This is a genomic window from Rhodococcus sp. NPDC056506 (genome assembly GCF_042794945.1).
In the GTDB taxonomy this organism is placed as follows: domain Bacteria; phylum Actinomycetota; class Actinomycetes; order Mycobacteriales; family Mycobacteriaceae; genus Rhodococcus_F.
This window is the reverse complement of record NZ_JBHTSW010000017.1, coordinates 63,661-84,251: the sequence shown is the minus strand read 5'-3', so window position 1 is coordinate 84,251 and position 20,591 is coordinate 63,661. Positions and strand designations below refer to the sequence as shown.

At 64.0% G+C, this 20,591-nt stretch carries 18 protein-coding genes; 9 read left to right on the top strand and 9 right to left on the bottom strand.

Annotated features, from left to right (window positions below):
- Positions 1-36: 36 nt before the first annotated feature.
- Positions 37-1,422 carry a class II 3-deoxy-7-phosphoheptulonate synthase gene (locus tag ACFQ6H_RS15990; protein ID WP_007730070.1) on the top strand — a complete coding sequence of 462 codons (1,386 nt, stop codon included), beginning with the start codon at positions 37-39 and terminating at the stop codon, positions 1,420-1,422.
- A 63-nt stretch (positions 1,423-1,485) separates the two neighbouring features.
- On the opposite strand, the gene ACFQ6H_RS15985 is transcribed toward ACFQ6H_RS15990, so the two are convergent.
- A complete protein-coding gene (locus ACFQ6H_RS15985) occupies positions 1,486-1,914 on the bottom strand; it encodes a protein phosphatase (protein ID WP_378538833.1) in 429 nt (142 codons plus the stop codon).
- Positions 1,915-1,941: 27 nt separating this feature from the next.
- A complete protein-coding gene (gene pknB, locus ACFQ6H_RS15980; protein ID WP_378636983.1) occupies positions 1,942-4,005 on the bottom strand; it encodes a Stk1 family PASTA domain-containing Ser/Thr kinase in 2,064 nt (687 codons plus the stop codon).
- A gap of 333 nt (positions 4,006-4,338) precedes the next feature.
- Here pknB and ACFQ6H_RS15975 point away from each other — a divergent pair, with 333 nt between their 5' ends.
- The gene (locus ACFQ6H_RS15975; protein ID WP_378538831.1) at positions 4,339-4,707 is read left to right on the top strand and encodes an Rv2175c family DNA-binding protein; all 369 of its coding nucleotides are present in this window, start codon (positions 4,339-4,341) and stop codon (positions 4,705-4,707) included.
- Between the two features lie 32 nt (positions 4,708-4,739).
- Here the strand turns inward: ACFQ6H_RS15975 and ACFQ6H_RS15970 are convergent, their stop codons facing one another.
- The 4 genes from ACFQ6H_RS15970 to ACFQ6H_RS15955 form a co-directional block, all read right to left on the bottom strand.
- Positions 4,740-5,681, bottom strand: a complete 942-nt coding sequence (locus ACFQ6H_RS15970) for a phytoene/squalene synthase family protein (protein ID WP_378647169.1) — start codon at positions 5,679-5,681, stop codon at positions 4,740-4,742.
- Positions 5,682-5,700: 19 nt separating this feature from the next.
- Positions 5,701-7,269 (bottom strand): alpha-(1->6)-mannopyranosyltransferase A, encoded by a 1,569-nt coding sequence (locus ACFQ6H_RS15965; protein WP_378636973.1) that lies wholly within the window; start codon positions 7,267-7,269, stop codon positions 5,701-5,703.
- Between the two features lie 98 nt (positions 7,270-7,367).
- Complete coding sequence (crtI, locus tag ACFQ6H_RS15960) at positions 7,368-8,960, bottom strand: phytoene desaturase family protein (RefSeq protein ID WP_378647167.1); 1,593 nt, start codon at positions 8,958-8,960, stop codon at positions 7,368-7,370.
- Positions 8,961-8,962: 2 nt separating this feature from the next.
- Positions 8,963-10,102, bottom strand: coding sequence for a polyprenyl synthetase family protein (locus ACFQ6H_RS15955; protein WP_378647165.1), 1,140 nt, complete (start codon positions 10,100-10,102; stop codon positions 8,963-8,965).
- A gap of 170 nt (positions 10,103-10,272) precedes the next feature.
- Between ACFQ6H_RS15955 and ACFQ6H_RS15950 the strand changes: the two genes are divergently transcribed.
- Complete coding sequence (locus ACFQ6H_RS15950) at positions 10,273-11,262, top strand: methylenetetrahydrofolate reductase (protein WP_378647163.1); 990 nt, start codon at positions 10,273-10,275, stop codon at positions 11,260-11,262.
- 48 nt (positions 11,263-11,310) lie between these two features.
- Here ACFQ6H_RS15950 and ACFQ6H_RS15945 read toward each other — a convergent pair whose 3' ends face one another.
- The 3 genes from ACFQ6H_RS15945 to ACFQ6H_RS15935 all read right to left on the bottom strand — a co-directional run bounded on the left by ACFQ6H_RS15945 (position 11,311) and on the right by ACFQ6H_RS15935 (position 14,361).
- Entirely contained in the window at positions 11,311-12,090 is a 780-nt protein-coding gene (locus tag ACFQ6H_RS15945) for an LppM family (lipo)protein (RefSeq protein WP_378538825.1), read from the bottom strand.
- Positions 12,091-12,160: 70 nt separating this feature from the next.
- Positions 12,161-13,759, bottom strand: a complete 1,599-nt coding sequence (locus ACFQ6H_RS15940) for a phytoene desaturase family protein (protein WP_378647161.1) — start codon at positions 13,757-13,759, stop codon at positions 12,161-12,163.
- On the bottom strand, positions 13,756-14,361 hold the full coding sequence (locus ACFQ6H_RS15935) for a GNAT family N-acetyltransferase (protein ID WP_378636964.1): 606 nt from the start codon (positions 14,359-14,361) through the stop codon (positions 13,756-13,758). Before ACFQ6H_RS15935 ends, ACFQ6H_RS15940 begins: the two co-directional genes overlap by 4 nt.
- Positions 14,362-14,508: 147 nt before the next feature.
- Here ACFQ6H_RS15935 and ACFQ6H_RS15930 point away from each other — a divergent pair, with 147 nt between their 5' ends.
- The 6 genes from ACFQ6H_RS15930 (at position 14,509) to ACFQ6H_RS15905 (ending at position 20,485) form a co-directional block, all read left to right on the top strand.
- Positions 14,509-15,060 carry an SAV_6107 family HEPN domain-containing protein gene (locus ACFQ6H_RS15930; RefSeq protein ID WP_378647159.1) on the top strand — a complete coding sequence of 184 codons (552 nt, stop codon included), beginning with the start codon at positions 14,509-14,511 and terminating at the stop codon, positions 15,058-15,060.
- A gap of 237 nt (positions 15,061-15,297) precedes the next feature.
- On the top strand, positions 15,298-15,744 hold the full coding sequence (locus ACFQ6H_RS15925) for a DUF3040 domain-containing protein (RefSeq protein WP_378647157.1): 447 nt from the start codon (positions 15,298-15,300) through the stop codon (positions 15,742-15,744).
- A gap of 593 nt (positions 15,745-16,337) precedes the next feature.
- Positions 16,338-16,769, top strand: a complete 432-nt coding sequence (gene mraZ, locus ACFQ6H_RS15920) for a division/cell wall cluster transcriptional repressor MraZ (protein WP_003941779.1) — start codon at positions 16,338-16,340, stop codon at positions 16,767-16,769.
- A gap of 190 nt (positions 16,770-16,959) precedes the next feature.
- Positions 16,960-17,973, top strand: a complete 1,014-nt coding sequence (rsmH, locus tag ACFQ6H_RS15915; RefSeq protein ID WP_378647155.1) for a 16S rRNA (cytosine(1402)-N(4))-methyltransferase RsmH — start codon at positions 16,960-16,962, stop codon at positions 17,971-17,973.
- Positions 17,970-18,614 carry a hypothetical protein gene (locus tag ACFQ6H_RS15910; protein WP_378547129.1) on the top strand — a complete coding sequence of 215 codons (645 nt, stop codon included), beginning with the start codon at positions 17,970-17,972 and terminating at the stop codon, positions 18,612-18,614. The genes rsmH and ACFQ6H_RS15910 overlap by 4 nt, the downstream gene beginning before the upstream one ends.
- Positions 18,611-20,485, top strand: a complete 1,875-nt coding sequence (locus ACFQ6H_RS15905) for a peptidoglycan D,D-transpeptidase FtsI family protein (protein ID WP_378647153.1) — start codon at positions 18,611-18,613, stop codon at positions 20,483-20,485. The genes ACFQ6H_RS15910 and ACFQ6H_RS15905 overlap by 4 nt, the downstream gene beginning before the upstream one ends.
- Positions 20,486-20,591 lie beyond the last annotated feature (106 nt).

The window sequence follows — 20,591 nt, the reverse complement described above, 5'->3', positions numbered from 1 at the left end:
GTGACGCGCCGACGGGCGAGCGAATATCCTGTAGAGGTGAACTGGACTGTCGACGTGCCGATCGACCGCTTGCCCGAACTCCCGCCGCTGCCTGCCGGACTGCGTAAGCAGCTCGACGAGGCGCTCGCGAAGCCCGCTGCTCAGCAGCCCTCGTGGCCCGCTGACCAGGCGGCCGCCATGCGGACTGTGCTCGAGAGCGTGCCTCCCATCACGGTGGCCAGCGAAGTCGAGGCGCTGCAAGAGCGTCTCGCGCAGGTCGCGCGTGGCGAGGCATTCCTGCTCCAGGGCGGTGACTGCGCCGAGACATTTGCGGACAACACCGAGCCGCACATCAAGGGGAACATCCGCACGTTGCTGCAGATGGCCGTCGTGCTCACCTACGGTTCCTCGATGCCGGTCGTCAAGGTCGCTCGCATCGCCGGCCAGTACGCCAAACCGCGCTCTGCCGACATCGACTCGCTGGGCCTGAAGTCCTACCGCGGCGACATGATCAACTCGCTCGTCGCCGACGAGGCAGTCCGCGCGCACGATCCTTCACGTCTGGTGCGTGCATACGCCAACGCCAGCGCCGCGATGAACCTGGTTCGCGCACTCACCGGCGCCGGCATGGCCGACCTGCACAAGGTGCACGACTGGAACCGTGAGTTCGTCGCAGCGTCTCCCGCCGGCGCACGCTACGAGCAACTCGCTGCCGAGATCGACCGCGGCCTGCAGTTCATGAACGCGTGTGGCGTCACCGATCCGAGCCTGCACCAGGCACAGATCTTCGCCAGCCATGAGGCCCTGGTTCTCGACTACGAGCGCGCGATGCTGCGTCTCGACAACGACAGCGATCACCCCAAGCTCTACGACCTGTCGGCTCACTTCCTCTGGATCGGTGACCGCACCCGTCAGCTCGACGGCGCGCACATCGCCTTCGCCGAGTTGGTGTCCAACCCGATCGGTCTCAAGATCGGTCCGAGCACGACGCCGGAAATGGCGGTGGAATACGTCGAGCGCCTCGACCCCACCAACAAGCCGGGTCGACTGACCTTGATCTCGCGCATGGGTAACGGCAAGGTCCGCGACCTGCTGCCCGCGATCATCGAGAAGGTCCAGGCCACCGGCCACCAGGTCATCTGGCAGTGCGATCCGATGCACGGCAACACGCACGAAGCCTCCACCGGATACAAGACGCGCCACTTCGACCGCATCGTCGACGAGGTTCAGGGCTTCTTCGAGGTCCACAACGGTCTCGGCACGCATCCGGGTGGCATCCACGTCGAGCTGACCGGCGAGAACGTCACCGAGTGCCTCGGCGGCGCACAGGACATCTCCGACCTCGATCTCGGCGGTCGCTACGAGACGGCGTGCGATCCGCGACTGAACACGCAGCAGTCGTTGGAGCTCGCCTTCCTCGTGGCGGAGATGCTGCGAGGCTGACACCTCGCCCGTACTGATTCGCCGGTAAACGCCCTCACCCGCTCGCGCAGGTGGGGGCGTTCGCTATTTCGTGAATCGCGTGACAAATCGGCGCTGCCACGGCATTTCGACGGCGCGAGGTGAGTAGTGCGCGCGAACGTACGCGGTGGCGTCCTGACTCGGCACGCCGTCCACGACGGCGAGAGCGGCCAATGCTGTTCCGGTGCGGCCGTATCCACCACCGCACGCGATCTCGACTCGTTCGGTTTCCGAACGCACCCACGCTTCCTGCAGGGCGCTGCGCAGCGCAGCCGGATCGCTCGGCAACCAGAAATCCCGCCAGCGGACCCACACCGAATCCCACTCGGTAGCGGGAGGTTCCTTACCGGTCAGGTAGACGCCGAAGGTGGGGAGAGGTCCGGAAGGAAGTGGATTGCGGAGTCCTCGACCCCGGATCGATCGTCCCGACGGCAGGTCGAGTATCCCTAAGCTCTCGGGTTCCCATGTGACCATGAATTCAGACTAGGCCGAAGCGAACTGTCAGGGAATTGCGACGACGCTGATGTCGGTGCCCTTGGCAACGAGGTCGTTCTTGACGCTCTGGCTGATGATGACCGAGCTGTCGTTCTGAGTGAGCTGACGCACGGTGATCTCTAGGCCGAGGCGGCCGAGTTCTTCGCGTGCGGAGGAGACGGAGCGGCCGATCAGCGAGGGAACCTTGACGGAGTCGGAGATCAGGAGAACAACGGAGGTGCCGGCGTTGACGGAGGACCCGCCAGCGGGATCGGTGCCGATCACGTTGCCGCCCTCGACGGCGTCGTCGAACGTTGTTCTGGTGGTGCTGACGGAGATGCCAACCTTGTCGAGGGCGGCGCGTGCGGCGTTCTCGGACATGCCCTTCACATCGGGAATGTCGACTGGCGGTGACCCTTTGGACGTGATGACCTTGACCGAGGAGCCAACGGCAACTTCAGTTCCCGGTGCCGGGTCGAGGGCTGCCACGCCGCCGATCGGGATCTTGGAACTGAAGGTGTCCCCGCCGTCGACCGCCACGAGGGTGCGGTCGGAGAGTTGTGCGCCCAACGCCGTGACGTCGCCGCCGGCCGGAATGGGTGGGACCGTCGGACGCCCGAGCGAAGTCAGGAGCGCGACGGTCGAGCCTTTGGTGACCCTGGATCCGGAGGCCGGATCTGTCCCGATCACCGTGTCGATGGGTTGGGCATCGGAGTACTGACCCTGGACGTCGGGAGTGAGCCCGGCGTCCTGCAGGGCGGTGACCGCAGTGTCCTTGGTCAGCCCGTCGATCGAAGGAACGGCTGTGTAGCGGCCCGAGCCCATCCACCATCCGCCGAAGCCCAATGCAAGCGCGAGGACCGCGATGACGAGTAGCCAGATCAGGGTGGCTCGCCGCGATTTGCGTCGTGCCTCGACAAAATGAGCATGTGGATCGTGGGGCTCAAGTTGGTCGTCGCCGAAATCGGAACCGTCGTCGAAATCCGAGTCGCCGTCGACCGTCGCCGGACGAGCAGTTTGAGCGGTGACCGCGCGAGTGTGCTGGATGCCGCCGGGGGGAGGGGAGCCCGTGCCGAGCGCCGTCGTGGCTGCGGCAGCAGGGGCAACGCCGGACGCCAACACCGTCGTGGCAGCAGAGTTCGGGTGCGCAGCAGCGTTCGGGCGCGCATCCGTGGGGGGCGCCGGCGCCGGTTGTGGCCGAGCCGGGGCAACCTGTGCGCTTTGGTGCTGGGCGCTTCGGCGCGGCGCCGGAACGCGATACGACGGAAGCTCCAGTTGTTCGCTAACGCTGCGAAGTGCGGCTGCCATCTCACCGGCGTCGGCGAAACGATGTGCCGGCTCGCGATGAGTGGCTTCGGCAACCAGGCGATCGAACTGCGCCGGTACACCGGGGATGCGGGAACCGGGGCGCGGGACATCGTCGTGGATGCGTTGGTAAGCGATGGAGAGCGACGTATCTCCGGTGAAAGGGGTTGTACCGGTGAGAAGTTCGAACATCAACACGCCGGTGGAGTAGACGTCGCTTCGAGTGTCGGCAATTCCGGACGTCACCTGTTCCGGCGACAGATAGGCCGCGGTGCCGAGGATCACGCTGTTGGATGTGGTGGTTGCTGCCGCGGCCGCACGCACCAATCCGAAGTCGGCGATTTTCACTTCACCGGTGTCGGAGATGAGGATGTTCTCCGGTTTGACGTCACGGTGAACCAGTCCCGCTCGGTGCGCGACCGCCAGCGCGTCCAGGACAGGCGCTACGACCGCTGCAACGGCGTGAGGCGGCATCGGTCCGCGCTCACGGAGGAGTTCGCGCAAAGTTCCACCGTCGACGAGTTCCATCACGAGGAACACGTGATTGCGATCGCTGCCCTGGTCGTAGACGGCCACCAGGGCCGGATGCTTGAGCCGGGCCACGGCCCTGGCCTCGAACTCGAAACGAGTCAGGAACGCTGGATCACCGGCGAACTGCGGGTCCATCACCTTGATCGCGACAGGTCGATCCAACCGTGTATCGAGGCCTCGATACACGGTCGACATACCGCCGCGCGCGATCGGTGCGTCCACTCGATAGCGGCGCTCGAGCATTTCGCCGATCAACCCTCGACCTCCGTAATGACTGTTCCTCCGTATTTACGATCTGCGTGTTTACGATCTGCGTGTTTACGATCTGTGTGGTGGCTATCAGCAAGTAAGTGGTTGTGCGGCGCAATGGCCCCCGCCGTACGGGCGCCGATTCACGGTCACCGCGCATTCACGGTCACCGCGCATTCCCGGTTACTGATACGCCGCATCCCGTCCATCGTAGCCAGCGATACCGACGCGGAAGTCTCGAGAACGTCACAGAGCGTATTGGCCGAACCGGAGCGACGGTTTCGAGCACGCCGCCGGGCGGTACACAGCGGGCACGCCGGACCGGATAAACTTCCCGCGGTGAGCGCGATTCCTTATTGTGATGATGTCCTGGATTCTTCGGTTTCCCTGTTTCAGCTGGTGGATGTGGCGAAGAACGTCGGGTTGCCGGTGAGCAAGGTTCACCAGTTGCTTCGCGATCACAAGATCGTCGCAGTCAAGCGTCACGGTGTCCTCGGTGTTCCCGAAGTGTTCTTCGGCGAGGACGGCCAGATCGTCAAGTGGCTGCCCGGTCTCCTGGCGGTGCTGCACGACGGCGGCTACACCGACATCGAAATCCTTCGCTGGTTGTTCTTGGCCGACGACTCCCTGCCGGGCCGCCCGGTAGACGCGCTGCACGGTCATCTCGCGCGTGAGGTCATCCGCCGCGCGCAGGCGATGGCTTTCTAACTTGCCGGCTTTCTGACTCACCCACTGCGCATTCAACCGCGCCGGATTTTCGCCGCGTACGTAGCCGACCGGACGAGACCGGGCGCCGCGACCCGAAGCCGCGTGCGTCCGGGAACGGATACTCGTCGATGCAGGATCCGGAAGTCGGCGCGCTCGACCTGATCGAGAATTGCTCCGTACAACACGAAAGCTGTGTGAATCGACGGCTGGACTCGCCGGTCGAGCATCGGGATTCCGGATTCGGCAGACCGATACCGTCCTCGCGTCACGGCAACGAAGTGTGCCAGTGCACGCTTGACGCGAACGTCCACCGTGCCGGTTCTGCGCCCGTGCTCGAGCATCTCGATGTCGACGCCGAATGCGGCGAACTCGCTTGCCGGTAGATACAGGCGTCCGCGGTCGAGGTCTTCGCCGACGTCGCGGATGAAGTTGGTCAGCTGAAACGCCTCACCGAGATTCGACGCGGGCACCACTGCTTCCTGCTGCGGAACGCTCACTCCGAGAATCGGGAGCATCTGCAAACCGATGACGACGGCCGAGCCGTACATGTACTCGCCCAGTTCGTCCATGGTGTTGTAGACGGGTCGAAACTTCGCCGTGTCGGGGGCGTCCATCCGCATGGACTCGAAGAAGGCTTCGAAATATGTACGAGGAATGTCGAACGTCTTCACGGCGTCGGCGAAGGCCGGCAGTACCCGGTTCATGTCCGCGGGAACCGTCGCCGGGAGGTCACGGATTCCGGTGGCGTGCAGTGCCGTGAACGTCGCGCGTTCGACGTCAGCGAGGACAGTGCCGCGTTCATGTGGACCCGACGGCTCGTCCACGATGTCGTCGACGACGCGAGCAAATGCGTAGAGGGCATGAACTGCGCGGCGTCGTGGCTCGGGTAGCAACCGGGCGGCCAGAAAGTATGTGCGGCCGTGTTCCTTCGTCACGCCCTCGCAGAATCCGTAGGACGCGGACAGTGCGTTCATGACAAGTGGATCACGCGGATCATGACGCCGAGGTCGCCGAGGCTGGTGTAGAGACTTCGGCCGGTTTTTCATGACGGCGACCACGAAGTCGGAGTGGGTCTTCCGTCTGCAAGGACATCGCCGCGATCACGGCGGCGAAGACGGCCAGAGCCACATGCGGGAAGGTGTACAGGCCGATGGATCCGTCCGGCTGGAACACGAGCATCAGCCAGGTGGACAGGCCGGTGAGTACAGCGAGGGTGGTCGGCGACATTGCGAAACCGGCCGCTACTGCCAGCGGCCAGGAGTAGTACCAGGGGAGTGCGGCGGGGGAGAGAACGACGATGGCGACCATCACGATCACGATGCCCATGACGGCGTCGCGCTCGGTCTTGCGGTAGCGCCACCATACGACGGCGATGATCGCGATCAACACTACTGCCGAGATGGTCCGGGAGACTTCGAGGATGTCGTTGAAATGGTCGCCGGCGAACCAGGAGGTGGCCATGGTTCCGATGTGCGCCACGATCGTGGGCAGTGAGAGCCAGTTGATGATCTTTGCCGAGCCGGAGAGCGCTGTTGTCCAGCCGAGACCGACACCGGCAATCAGTGAGGTGGATCCGAGCACTGCCACGAACACCGCGAAACCGGCACCGGCCGTCTTGACGAACGACCGGATCGGTGACGCCGGTTCGCGGCCGGCGGCCGCGGCATCCTCCCGCTCGTGGATCATCCAGATCCAGACGATGAACGGAAGCGCAACGCCCGCGGTTGCCTTGATCGCGACGGCGAGTGCAATCAACCCGATTCCGAACAGATGCTTACGTTCGAGAGCGAGCGCGATGCCTGCGGCCATGAGGCCGACCATGAGCATCTCGTTGTGAACGCCGCCGATCAGGTGGATCAGGACGAGGGGATTGAGTACGGCGAGCCACAGAGCGATCGAGGTGTTTCCGCCGAGCTTCGTCGCGAGATGGGGGACGGCCCACATCATCAAGGCAAGTCCGGGGAGCATCGTGATCCGCAACAGCATCGTGCCGGCGATGACGTTCTCACCGGTCAGACGAACAATGGCGTCGGCGAGGAGAAGGTGAACCGGCCCGTACGGAGTAGTAGTCGTCGTCCACACGTTGGAGACGTTGTCGAGCAGGATGCCCGGATTGACGACGGGCCCGACGGCGTACGGGTCGAAGCCGTTGCGCAACAAGGCGCCTTGTGCCAGGTAGGAGTAGGCGTCACGGCTGAACATGGGAACCGCGAACAGCAGCGGAAACGTCCAGACCGGGACGACGTAGCGCAGACCGCGCAGCGAGACGTCACCGCGCAGGGTCGAGCGGCCCAGTCGAACCCAGGCGCCGATCATGCAGAGAACACCAATCCACACGATTGCCGCCGACAGGATCGATCCGTGTCCGAAACGTAGCCAGGACAGATGCATCGACTCGAGCAGCGGATCCTGGCGCCGGACGCTACCGGCGCCGAATCCACCGAAAGTGATCATGACTGCGCCGAAGAAACCGAGCAGTGCACTGTGACCTTCGGGAGTCCGAAGGAAATTGGCGGCCCTTAGGTGCCACGGTATTTCAGTGGCTGCGGCAGAGGACGTCATCGGTGCAGGTTCCTCCCCCGAGGAGATCGGTGTCGATCGGCGCGTGCAGCGCCCGAGTCGGTGAATCGTGGATGAATGGTCGGTTACGAGGGGCTAGTTTAGTTGCTCGCACGAGTGCCCACCGCGCTGGCTCGCTCGCGTGTACCGGTAATACGTTCGGCGGCGAGCCGACCGGACAGCAGAACGGTCGGTACTCCTACCCCCGGAACGGTTCCCGACCCGGCGAGAACGACGTTGTCGAAGCCGCGGGCGAGGTTCTTGCGTCGGAACGGCCCCGTCTGGGTGAAGGTGTGTGCCGCCGCGAACGGACTACCGGCGGCCATGCCCTTCGCGAGCCAGGTCTGCGGGGTGTCGACGTGATCGATCTCGAACGACTCGGCCAGTCCCGTGTAACCGCGTTCCTGCAGCGTGAGGAGGATTTCGCGAACGTAGGGCATGCCGAGAGTCGACCAGTCGAGCGGCGCACTGTCCAGATTCGGGCACGGCGCGAGGACTGACAACGGTTCACGGATCCGGCCGTCTCGCGAGAAGGCCAAGCCCGGATCGGTCTGTGCCGGTCGGGTGACGAGCAGTGACGGATCACTCATCAGTTGCCCGCGGCCGCGGCGTGCCGTGATCTCGGCGAAGGTACGCTTCCACGCCTCGCCGAAGTCGATCATGTGGTGTCGCTGCGCGGGCCATCCGTCGGCGACCGCAGAGGAAACAGTGCCATGAATCACGACCGCGGACGGCGATGTACGCACTCGGCGCGGGCGGAATCGGGTATGTGGGCGCAAGAGCGAGTCCGTGACGGCCATGTCGGGAGTGAGGACAGCGGCGTCACAGTGGAAGCGCTCACCGTCGCGTGTGTGAACGGCTTGCACGCGCCGATCGCTCACTTCGAGGCGTTCGACAGTGCGGCCGAGATGCAGAATTCCACCGGCCTCGGTGAAGGCGTCGGCCATGGACTCGGCGATCGTGCGCATCCCGCCCTCGGGGAAGTAGACGCCGAGCGAGGTATCCATGTGCGCGATCGCCCCGTACACCGCGAGGGCTCGAGACGGAGCAACGCCGGCATACAGCGCTTGGAAGGTGAAGATCCGCCGAAGGCGAGGGTCGCGGATCTTGCGATCCACCTGCCTACCCAGTTTCCCGAATCCTCCCAGCGCGACGAGTCGGCTCAGATCCTTGACCGCGGCACGCGAATTGACCAGTCCGAGGGGAGAATCGAAGTCGGCGTCCATGAAGCGATCGAATTCGGCGTCGAAGATCCGGTTCAGCCATCGGCGCAGCACGCGGTATCGCTGCGCTTCTTCCGGCCCGCAGACACGGGCTACTTCGGCAGCCATGTCTTCGGGATCGGCGTGAACATCGAGAGCGGTGCCGTCCGCGAATCGCGCATGGTACGTCGGATCGAGCTTGTGCACAACGAATTTGGGGTTCGTCGAGTCGGGGTCGGCGCCGACGGCGGCAAGGGCGTCTTCGACGAGTTCGGGCATCGTGAGCACCGTGGCGCCGTTGTCGATGCTGTAGTCACTGCCTTCGTAGATGCCGACTCGTCCACCGACCGAGCTGTTGCTCTCGAGAATCGTGACTTCGCGCCCGGCGCCCCGCAGATACAACCCCGCAGACAGTCCGGCGAGTCCGGCGCCGACGATCACGACCCGATCGGTCGGCGAGCTGACAGTTCGAGTGCGGTGCACGTCTGCCACGGTCAGTAGCTTCGCTTCGTGGCCGCGACCGCCATGTCGGTGAGACGAGCCTTGGCCTGCGCCGTTGCTGTGCTTGCACCGAGAGCGTTCGACGCTGCCTCGACGAGAGTGTCGATCTGCGTCTCGACGTCGGTGACGGCGCCGAGATCGGTCATCACCTCGCGCAGGGTGTCCACTTCGTTGTCGGTCAGGTCGGTGCCGATTCCGTTGCGAAGTAGTTCGGCCGCCGCCGGGTCCTCGGCGTCGGCGCGGGCGAGTGCCATCGCGAACAGCACAGTGCGCTTGCCTGCAATGAGATCGTCGCCCGAGGGTTTGCCCGTGACAAACGGGTCTCCGAACACTCCGAGTAAGTCGTCGCGAAGTTGGAACGCGATGCCGATGTCCGTTCCGAACGTGCGGTAAGCGTCGATCAACTCGGCGTCAGCACCGAACAGTGCGGCGCCGAGGTGCAGTGGGCGTTCGATCGTGTACGCGGCGGTTTTGTAGCGGTTGACCCGCATGGCCGCCTCGACGGTTTCGTCACCGCGGGCTTCGTTGCTGATGTCGAGGAACTGGCCACCGAGCACCTCGGTGCGCATTGCCGACCAGACCGGGCTGACCCTTGCGGCCGCCTCGGGGCTGATCCCGGATTCTCGGATCATGTCGTCCGCCCAGGCCAACGCCAGGTCGCCGAGCAGAATGGCGACGGCCTCGCCGAAGTGCGCGGAGTCGCCGCTCCACTTCTCGCCGCGGTGCTGGTCCTCGAATTCGACGTGAACGGTCGGGAAGCCGCGCCTGGTCGTTGATGCGTCGATGATGTCATCGTGGACGAGCGCGCAGGCCTGAACCAGTTCGAGGGCCGCGCACGCACGAATCACCGCGTCCGCGTCGCTCCCGTTCGGGTCGCCTCCGGCGCCGAGCCAACCCGTCCAGGCGAACGACGGCCGGACCCGCTTTCCCCCACGCAGGACAAAGGCCTCGAGGGTATCGACGGCCTTCTCGTATCCACCGCCGATGTTCGAGACGAGTTCGCGGCGTGAAGCGAAGAAGTCGCGGAGCGCTCCTTCGAACATGCCTGGCAGTTCGAGTGAGGTCGGATGCGGTGCGGTGTTGGTCGAACTCTGTCCAACGCGCGCGGTTCCTGCGGACAGGGTGGCCTCCAAGATCGGTATGTTCTCGCGCCGGAGGGTTACACGGAAGCGAGCTTGGAGCCCAGCTTAGTGGGGGTTGGAATCAACGGCGGGTCGGGCCGTGAACTGCGTGATCCTGACATTCGGGATGCGCAGTCCTGGGCGATGAGCTTGTTTGCCGCTGGAAAACATATGCTTGACCGGTGACATTCGATCCAGTCAGGGGCCGCTCCAGCGAGGGGTGGGCCACCCGAACACCGTCGATCGTCGATCGGATCGCTTCCTCGAAAGGTAGCCGCATTCCGTTCTCGGTCGAGTTTTCGCCGCCGCGCGACGCCGACGCCGAAGCGCGCCTGTGGCGTGCGGTGCGTACCTTCGAGCGGCTCGGACCGGCATTCGTCTCGATGACGTACGGCGCAGGCGGGTCGACGCGCGATCGAACAGTGCGCGTCACCGGTGAACTGGCCGAAGAGACGACCCTGCTGCCGGTCGCTCACCTGACTGCGGTGTCGCACAGCACCGAAGAGCTTCGTGCCATGGTCGGTGCTTACGCCGACCGCGGGATCAGCAACATACTCGTGTTGCGCGGCGATCCGCCCGGCGATCCGCTCGGCGAGTGGAAGAAGCATCCCGAAGGCGTCGAGTACGCCGAGGAACTCGTGCGGATGGTCCGTGATCTGGGCGACTTCCACGTGGGTGTGGCGTCGTTCCCCGAGGGTCACTACCGCGCTCCGGACTTGGCATACGACACGAAGTACCTGGTGTCGAAACTGCGTGCCGGTGCGGAGTACTCGATCACGCAGATGTTCTTCGACGTGGAGGACTACCTGCGTCTTCGTGACCGGGTGAGTGCGTACGACGCGGAACAGGGCGCCAAGCCGATCATCCCGGAGATCATGCCGGTGACCTCGCTGCGTTCGGTGAGGCGCATGCTCGAACTGTCGGGCTCGTCTCTGCCTCCCGCCCTCGAACGTCGATTCGACGCCGCGGCTGGAAGCGGTCCGGAAGAGAACCGTGCAGCGGTCCGTGAACTCGGTATCGATCTGGCCACCGAGATGGGTGAGCGGTTGATCGCCGAAGGCGCTCCGTGCCTGCACTTCATCACGTTGAACTTCGCGCGTGCCACCAGCGAGGTCCTCGATCGCCTCGGTCTCACCCCCGACACCTCGGTCGGGACAGCGCAAGCCGTCTGATCTTCGGTTGTCTCGCTCGACAACGATCGAGTGGGCAACCGCCAGACGCTACTTCGCGGTGTTCTTCGGATTCTTGTTGTCTGCTTGCTTCGTGCCAGGCGTCTTCATGGCCGGTGCTTTCGCGGCGGGCGCGCGCTTGATCGGTGCTCGATTGCGCGCCATCCAGGCCATCGCACCGACGATAATCGCGACACCGAGCGCCAGCCCGGCCATGATTCCTGCCCACCCGGCGAAGCTTCGGGTGCTGGGGTCCGCGTAGTTGACCTCGGCGCGCATCGTGGACACCTCGCCGGCGGGCAAGGTCCACGACACCCGGGAATCGCCGTCTCGTGTTCCGTTGGTCGTGCCGACCCGTGCCGGGAAGGCGATGCTGACCTGGACGTCGGCGCCCTGAGTTGGAACCGTCTTCAGGTCTGCCTTGCCGTCGAGTGTGACGGTGTCCCCGGATCGCTTGAGGGTGATCTGGAACGACCCGGACCCCTCGGCGTACATGGAGCCCAGTTGGGCGACGTCACCGAAGGACAGATCGCTGAAGAAAGCCTGGCTGCCGACGTATCCGTCCTTCTTGTACTCCTGAACCCGTATCTTGTCCTCCAGTGACGAAGGTGGGGTCAGCTGCGGACCCTTGTCCGCCTCGTTCGCCGGAATAGCAGCAGCTACCACCTGTCCGGTCACACGATCGTTCGCGGACACTCCCATCGACACCTGCACGCGGATGCACCCGGCAAGCAAGGGAACAAGCATGAGGGCGAGCGCGGCAACCGTCAGGAAACGTTTCCGACTGGTCGGCTTGGCGGCGGGATCGGTGGACTGTTGCACAGTGGTCATCGTGCCAGCCGTGGCGTAGCCAGTCATCGAGGCGGGGGCGTGTCGGCGGATGAAGTTCGGCGGGTGACCTTCACGACCTGCTCGAACGACGCATCCAACGACCAGTCGCACCCCGGCGGCTGTCCGACAGTGCGATTCGAGCGGCACTGCGACCACTGGCTCCGGACACCCCACCACCGGGATGCGTCGACGCACCGGTCAGATACAACCCGTCTGCTCCCGGAACGCGATGCCCGGACAGTTCCGGAAGCGGTCGCCACAACATCATCTGATCGAGTGACATCTCGACGTGCATGACATTTCCACCGATCATCCCCAATTCCGACTCGATGTCGCGGGGAGTCTGAATGAAGCGGTCGAGGACGGAATCAGCGAATCCGGGCGCGGCGGCCTCCATCTCGCCGACGATCCGGTCGGCCTCCGCCTCCGCGACCGACGCCCAATCACGACGTCCGCTGAGGCGATACGGTTGCCACTGTGACCACAGTGTCACCTGATGTCGGCCGGACGGGGAGATCGTGGGATCGATTCCGCTGAAACTCATTCCGAGAACCGCAGGGCGGGGAGGAAGTTCCCCCGCCAGCGCTGCGCCGTGTGCAGCGCGCAAGTGGGCGCGATCGGAAACGAGCAATTGCAATCCCGACGTGCTTTCCGGCGTCGTGGCATCGCCGCGGTAGGACGGAAGCGCCGATGTTGCCAGTCGCAGTACCGCGCCGATACCGGGGCCTACCCTGATGCGGCGACGCCATCGTTCGAGCGTCTCGCCGTCGAAGCCGCCCCGGCCCAGGAGTTCGAGCGTGGTGAGGATGTGGCACCCGGCAATTACCTTGCGAGCGTGAATCTCTCGACCGTTCTCGGTCGTGGCGGTCCAGTGATTCGAGTTAGGGCGGATCGACGCCACACCGTCACCGAGTGAGATTGCGGCGCCGTCGACAGCCATGCGGGAGGCCAACGCAGCACTCAGCGCGCCGCTCCCGCCGACTGCCCGCCCGGGAGGCAAGACGTGCATGAGGGCCGCGAAGCCGACCATCGGAGCGGTTCCCGGTTCCGACATCGGAGGCCCGGACTGGGCGCCGAACCACGCCAATGCAGCCTTGAGCGCCTCGCTGTCGAAATACTCGTCCAGCAGTGCGTCGCCAGGCGCGAGGAACTGCCGCGAGAGTTCGCTGTTGCCGCGTGCGGTGGCGAGACCTCCGAACGCACCGATCAGGTTCGATCCCGTGGGCGGCGCCGAAAACGCTTTCATGACGTGTCGACTGCGCTCCGACCAGACTGCGACGAACCGTCGATACGAGTCGGCGTCCTTTGTCCCGCAAGCTCGTTCGATGGACCGGCAGGTTGCGTCGAGGTCGCGGTGAAACACGATGCCCGGCCCGTCGGTGCCCGGCGCAGGCGGCGCGAACGCCCACGGGTCACAGTCGATGTAGCGCAGCCCGTGCGCGGCGAGTCCGAGCTCCTCGATGATGCCGCTGTGTCGAATCATGAGGTGCGCCGACGACCCCCGGTCCACCTTGTATCCGGGAAATCGTTCGACGGTCGAGACGGCGCCGCCGAGAACCGTGTCCTTCTCGAGCACCTCGACCGACCAACCCTCGCGTGCGAGGTAGGCGGCCGAAACGAGGGCGTTGTGTCCGGAGCCGACGACGACGGCGTCGATAAGTGCGCTCACAGCGGCAGTCCGCGGCCGAGGACCGCGAACGGTCGGTTGTCGCCGGCGAAACGAAATCTGCGGAGCACGTCACGAAAGCCGAGGCGACGGTACAGCCGCCAGGCACGGTTGTCCTCTTCGTACACCTCGGGGGTCGACAACAGAACACTGCGTTCGGGTCGATCAGCGAGGAGGTGGCGCAAGAGCGATTCGCCCAACCGGTGACCTTGTCCGTTCGGATGCACGTGAAGTTCGGTGAGTTCGAAGTAGTCGCTCAGAATCGCGTCGATCTCGCTCTGGGGGCGACCCGAGCGCCGAAGCCCGTGCAGTACCTGCTGATGCCACCACTGATCCGGGCTCCCGCGATACCCGTAAGCGATCCCCACCAGTGGCAGATTTTCGTGCGACGGTTGCTGGGGAACTGCCAATGCGCCGACGGCTTTCCAGCCGGGCCGGTTCGCATGCTCCTGCCACATCGGTGCGCGATGGAACTCGGTTCCTCGCGGATAGTCCATCGCTGTGACGTACACGGCCAGTGCCTCGTGGAGTCGACTCGCGAATTCTTCGCGGTCGAGGTCGACCGTATGTGGTGTCCAGGCGATCTGCGGGTCGACCGGTCTCACCTCTTCTCTTGACGGCGTGTCGGTGGGTGCAGTTATATTGAATAGGTCGAACAGATGTTCGATGTGGGTGATCCGGAGATGCCCGAAGGGAAGCGGGCATCTCCGGCCCACCTGGTCTTGGATCCTTACGGTGCAGGAGGTGCCCCGATGTCCGAGCGTGTGAAGCCTGAACGTGTGAATTCCGTACGAACTCTTCCTGTCGAGTTGTCGAGTCCGTCGGATGCCGCAATCTCTCGATTGCCGATGTCGGCGCGGCGGTCGTTCGGTGCGACGGCCACCAGCCACGGCAGTGTTCAAGTGGGAAAGTCCGGTGTGGCATGGGGACTGCTTCGGAAGGCCGATGCGCTTCTGGAGGAAGCGATCGGGGCAGGCGATCCTGCCGACCGGTTCCGGTGTGCTTACCTGGCGGCGCTGCGTGGTGCCGGGGCGGTCTTGGCGGCGGCCCCTGCCGGTGCCGGCTCGAAGCGTAAGCGAACTGGAAACGCGTGGGTCCTGATGGACGCCGCGGCGCCCGCGTTCGGTGCGTGGTCGAAGTTCTTCGCGGGGTGGTCTGCTACGCGTGCGGCCGTCGAAACCGGTGTGTCGATCGTGATCACAGACTCCGATTCCGACGCATTTTTTGCCGAGGTCGGTCGTTTTCTCACAGCCGTCGAAGATTTCATCGGTCAGGACACGTCCGCGCATTTGCAAGCGTCGTGAACAAATGGTCCGTCCCGGCAGTCGTTTCCGGGGAAAATCCTGGTCTGCGCGGGCAAATGGAGCCGAATCGGGGCCCTTCGGCACGAATACGTACGCTTGTGGCGGAACTCGTACCCGGAGTTGGTGGTCCGAGACCTAAACTGCTCGTATTATGAAAACAGGTAATCGTCCAAGTTGATTACCCGCCGCCTCACACCGTGAGGTGGTTGCCAAACTTCCAGTGCCGGGGGAGGTACCGTGCCACTCTCCGAGCACGAGCAGCGCATGCTCGATCAGATCGAGAGCGCTCTCTATGCCGAAGACCCCAAGTTCGCCTCCAATGTGAGGGGCGGCCGTATGCGGGCGCCGTCGAGTAGACGGCGATTCCAAGCAGCGGCTCTATTCGTGCTGGGTCTGGTCCTGCTGATCGCGGGGGTTGCCCTCCCGCTCAAGCCGGGCGGTTTTCCGATCATCAGCCTGTTCGGTTTCTTGTTCATGTTCGGCGCAGGGGTTTTGTTCCTCTGGGGTGGTGGACGTAAGTCCGCAGCATCTGCCGACCCCGCTTCCGAAGGCGGCAATCATCCGTCCGGTCCGCCGGGTAGGGGTACCGCCGGTGGTTCCGGACGGGGACGCGGCCGGAAGTCCGGCGGTGGATTCTCGTCGCGGATGGAAGATCGATTCAAACGCAGGTTCGAGCAGGACTAGCTCTCCTGCCCTCCTTCGGGGCGTACTTCGAGAGTGATGCAGTTCGGACATGTCGCCCTTTGCGGGGCACGAACGACCACACGTGTGGCGGTCGGCAACCAAGGTTGCCGACCGCCACACGCGTTGGTGTGGGTGTTGTCGTGCGCGCTGGCGGGGTTGCCGGCGAATCAGTGACGCGCGAGCGAATCACTCGCCACCTTGGCCTCCCGTAGACGTGCCCAGGGGCATCCTCCACTTCGCTCCACCCGGCCCTCCACTTTCCTCCACCCTGGTCGAACTGCAACGCACGACCAGATCTCGCCCCGCTCACGTCTATTCGAAAACCGTGTTTGTACTGCGATTTTATCTGGGGGAGCGGCAAATCGTGGCGTGAAGCGTCGATATGACGGTGGTGTGGGCCGGGACACGGTTGCAAATTTCCCCCACGTCTCCCCACCTGCGCTGACCTGCTATTTATCAGCAAATGATGCTGAATAGGGACCATGTGCTCCTTGTTTGTGGGGGAAAGTGGGGTACTGTGGGTTCGGGCGGAGAGCTGAAGCACGATCCGCTCGATAGGGAGGGTTTCAGCGCAAGCTCGCAGGAGGTGTCGAGTGTTCCTCGGTACCTTCACGCCGAAGCTCGACGACAAAGGTCGGCTCACGTTGCCGGCAAAGTTCCGAGACGAACTGGCAGGAGGATTGATGATCACCAAGAGTCAAGATCACAGCCTCGCCATCTACCCCCGGGACGAGTTCGTCAAGCTCGCTCGAAAGGCAGCGGCAGCTCCACGCAATGATCCGGCAGCTCGGGCGTATGTACGTGCCCTGGCCGCCGGCACAGATGAACAGCACGCCGATGCCCAGGGGCGAATCACCCTCTCGGCTGATCATCGGCGTTACGCAAACCTGTCGAAGGAATGCGTAGTGACCGGCTCCGTCGATTACCTCGAGATCTGGGATCTAGCAGCCTGGGAGAGGTATCTCGGAGACAACGAAGAGGACTATTCGCAGGCAACAGGCGAATCTCTCAGCGAGATCGTCTAGGCGAAGAGCCCCCGGCGAATGCCGCGAGGCCTCTGCCCGGAAAGACCCTGACGCACTTCCCCAGCGCCAGGTTCTCCTTCGGGCAGGGACCTCGAAGCATTCGCCTTCTCGAACAGTCATCGCCTTCTCGGAAAGTCAGCAACTTTTCGAAAAGTCATCGGAAATCATGAAAGTAGGAGCCGGAGCAATCATGGTGGATCACGAGGTGAACGAACCCTCGGATGCCGATGGCTTCGCACACGTCCCTGTACTTCTGCATCGCGCCGACGACCTTCTCGGCCCTGCCATCACAGCTGTCGGTGACGGTGGTGCGGGCGCCTACATGATCGATGCGACGTTGGGGCTCGGCGGCCACTCCGAATTCTTCCTCGGCAAGTACCCGGGCCTTCATCTCATCGGTCTCGACCGCGACACCAATGCACTCCGTATCGCTTCCGAGCGTCTGGCGCCCTTCGCAGACCGAACCACGTTCGTGCACACCACGTATGACGGGATCGAAGACGCGCTCGAACAGGCCGATCTGCCGTCGACGGAGTCGGTTCACGCGATCCTCTTCGATCTGGGTGTGTCGTCGATGCAGCTGGACGAAGCCGACAGAGGTTTTGCGTACTCGATCGATGCCCCTCTCGACATGCGAATGGATCAGACGGTCGGGCTGACCGCGGCAGAGGTTCTCAACACCTACAGCCACGGCGACCTTGCTCGCATTCTGAGCACGTACGGCGAAGAGAGATTCGCCGGAAAGATTGCGTCCGAGGTCCTTCGGCAGCGTGAGCGTGAACCTTTCACCACCAGTGCAGCTCTGGTCGAGTTGCTCTACCGGACAATCCCGGCCGCCACGCGACGTACCGGTGGACACCCGGCCAAGCGCACCTTCCAAGCGCTGCGGATCGAAGTCAATGCCGAGTTGGACTCGCTTCGTGCAGCGGTGCCTGCAGGGCTCGATGCACTGGCAGTCGGTGGACGAGTGGTGTTCATGTCCTACCAGTCGCTCGAGGATCGAGTTGTGAAGGCGGAGTTGGTTCCCCGCTCCAAGTCCACCAGTCCTGAGGGTCTGCCGGTCGAGTTGCCGGGAATGGGCCCGGAGTTCCGCATTCTCACCCGTGGCGCAGAACGTGCGTCCGAGCAGGAAATCGAAGAGAACCCACGATCAGCTCCGGTGCGTTTGCGTGCCGCAGAACGCATTTCCAGGAGGCGAGCATGAGTGGTCAGGGCAAATCCGGTGCAGCGCAACGCGCATACGAGAAGCGCACCGCACGGGCGGCCGGTCGGACCGGAACTGCCGCTGCTGCCGGCCCGTCGATCTCTCCTCGAGCGATGCTCAAGGGACGAGTACCGTTCGTGGCCTCCGTCATCGGACTGCTGTCGATCGGTCTTGCGGTGACCCTGCTGCTGACCACTCGCGCTGCCGAGGATTCGTACCAACTCAGTGATGCGCGTGCTTACAACCAGTCTTTGGTCGAGCAGAAAGCAGCGCTCGAACGTGACTTCCAGTCGCGTAACTCGGCTCCGGAGTTGGCAAATCAGGCCAGCGCTCTCGGCATGGTCCCGGCCAAGGATCCTGCACGCCTGGTGGTGCATCCGGATGGTTCGGTCGAGGTCGTCGGAACGCCGACGCCCGCGACTGCCGGAGCTATGCCACCGCTCGATGCGCCCACGTCGGTCCCCGCACCGACCTCGACGCCACCGCGCACCACGCCGCCGGTAGTCCCGGGAGCCACGCCGAGCGTTCCTAATAACACGCGAAACCTCGCGCAGAGTGAACAATTGGTTCCTGTGATCCCCACGACGACAGCACCCGCCACCACGACGGCGGTGCCTGCTCCGCCTGAGGAACGTCGGTGAGTCAGAACTCCCGTAACAACCCCGGTCGGCGTCCGCGCCGCTCGGCTACCGCCTCCTTCCCGTTTCGCCAGCGAGTCGGTCGTATCACCATGTGTGGTGCGCTCGCCGTTGCGGCATTGCAGCTCTTGTGGATTCAGGGCATCGATGCGCCGAGTCTGGCCGCGGAATCCGCTAATCAACGAACCACGACGCAGGTTGATCCCGCCGTACGCGGCTCGATTACCGACCGCAACGGAAATCCTCTCGCGTTCACCATGGAAGCCAAGGCGCTGACCTTCCAGCCGGTGCGGGTACGCAAGGAACTGGAGGAAGCGCGCGCCAAGAGCATCGAGCAGGGCGTCGAGGGCGCCAAGCAGGCGCCGGAAGTGAGCGATCGCCTCGCTGAGATCGCAGCCGGAATCCACGCCAAGCTCGGCGATACCGTTCCGGAAAAAGATCTGCTTCAGAAAATGAACAGCAACGAGACCTTCACCTACCTCGCGCGCAGCGTGGACCCGGCAGTTGCAGCCGAGATCTCGGACAAGTTTCGGGAGGTCGGGCTCGAGCGTCAGGACATCCGCGAGTACCCCGGTGGCTCTCTGGCCGCGAATCTCGTCGGCGCGACCGGTTGGGACGGGCACGGGTTGCTCGGCCTCGAAGATTCGATGGACTCCACACTCGCCGGAACCGATGGATCCGAGACCTACGACCGCGGTTCGGACGGGGCTGTGATCCCCGGTAGCTGGCGTGACAAGCAACCGGCCGTCAACGGTTCGGGCGTCGAACTGACCATCGATTCGGATCTCCAGTTCTACGTTCAGCAGCAGGTTCAGATCGCCAAGGACAAGTCGGGCGCAAAGAACGCTTCGGTTGTGGTCATGGACTCCAAGACGGGGCAGGTGTTGGCGATGTCCAACGACAGTACCTTCAACCCCGCGATCGGCATCGACAAGAACGCGCCGACAGTCGAAATGGGCAATCCGTCGGTCAGCACACCGTTCGAACCCGGATCGGTGAACAAGATCGTCACCGCTGCAGCGGCCATCGAGGACGGTAAGACAACGCCGGACGAAGTTCTGCAGGTGCCGGGCAGCATCACGATGGCCGGCGCCACGGTCAAGGATGCGTGGGATCACGGTGTGGCTCCGTACACCTCTACCGGTGTGTTCGGAAAGTCCTCGAACGTCGGCACGCTGATGCTCGCTCAGCGAGTGGGCGAGGATCGCTACGCAGACATGCTGAACAGGTTCGGCCTCGGACAACGCACCGACGTCGGACTTCCCGGCGAGAGCGCGGGCAGCGTTCCGAGCCGCGACCAGTGGTCCGGCGGAACCTTCGCGAACTTGCCGATCGGTCAGGGTCTGTCGATGACAACCCTGCAGATGACGGGGATGTACCAGGCTATTGCCAACGACGGTGTGCGAATTCCTCCGCGGATCGTGAAGTCGACTGTCGATTCTTCCGGCGCTCGAACCGAGACGCCGCAGCCCGAGGGCGTCGAGGTGGTCAGCGCCCAGACAGCCGCGACGGTTCGGGACATGTTCCGATCGGTCACGCAGGAAGACACGGGTAACCAACGAGGAACCGGTGTTGGCGCGGGCGTCGAGGGATATCAGGTCAGCGGCAAGACGGGCACCGCGCAGCAGGTGGATCCCGCGTGCAAGTGCTACTCCAACTCCAACTACTGGATCACCTTCGCGGGAATCGCGCCGGCGGACAACCCGAGATTCGTGATCGGAATCATGCTCGACGCCCCGGTTCGCGGCGTGGACGGCGGCGGCGGTCAATCGGCAGCGCCGTTGTTCCACAACATCGCCTCGTGGATGTTGCAGCGTGACAGTGTTCCGATGTCGCCGGACCCCGGTCGCAAGTTGGTGTTGCAGGCGGACTGATTGCGGGGTGTGGGGTCCGACACGGTCTTCGGGTTAATCCCGGACACGGTAATCTCAAACGCCGCAGTAATCTCATTCATTGCAGTGCGCCGAACCTTGCTGGCGC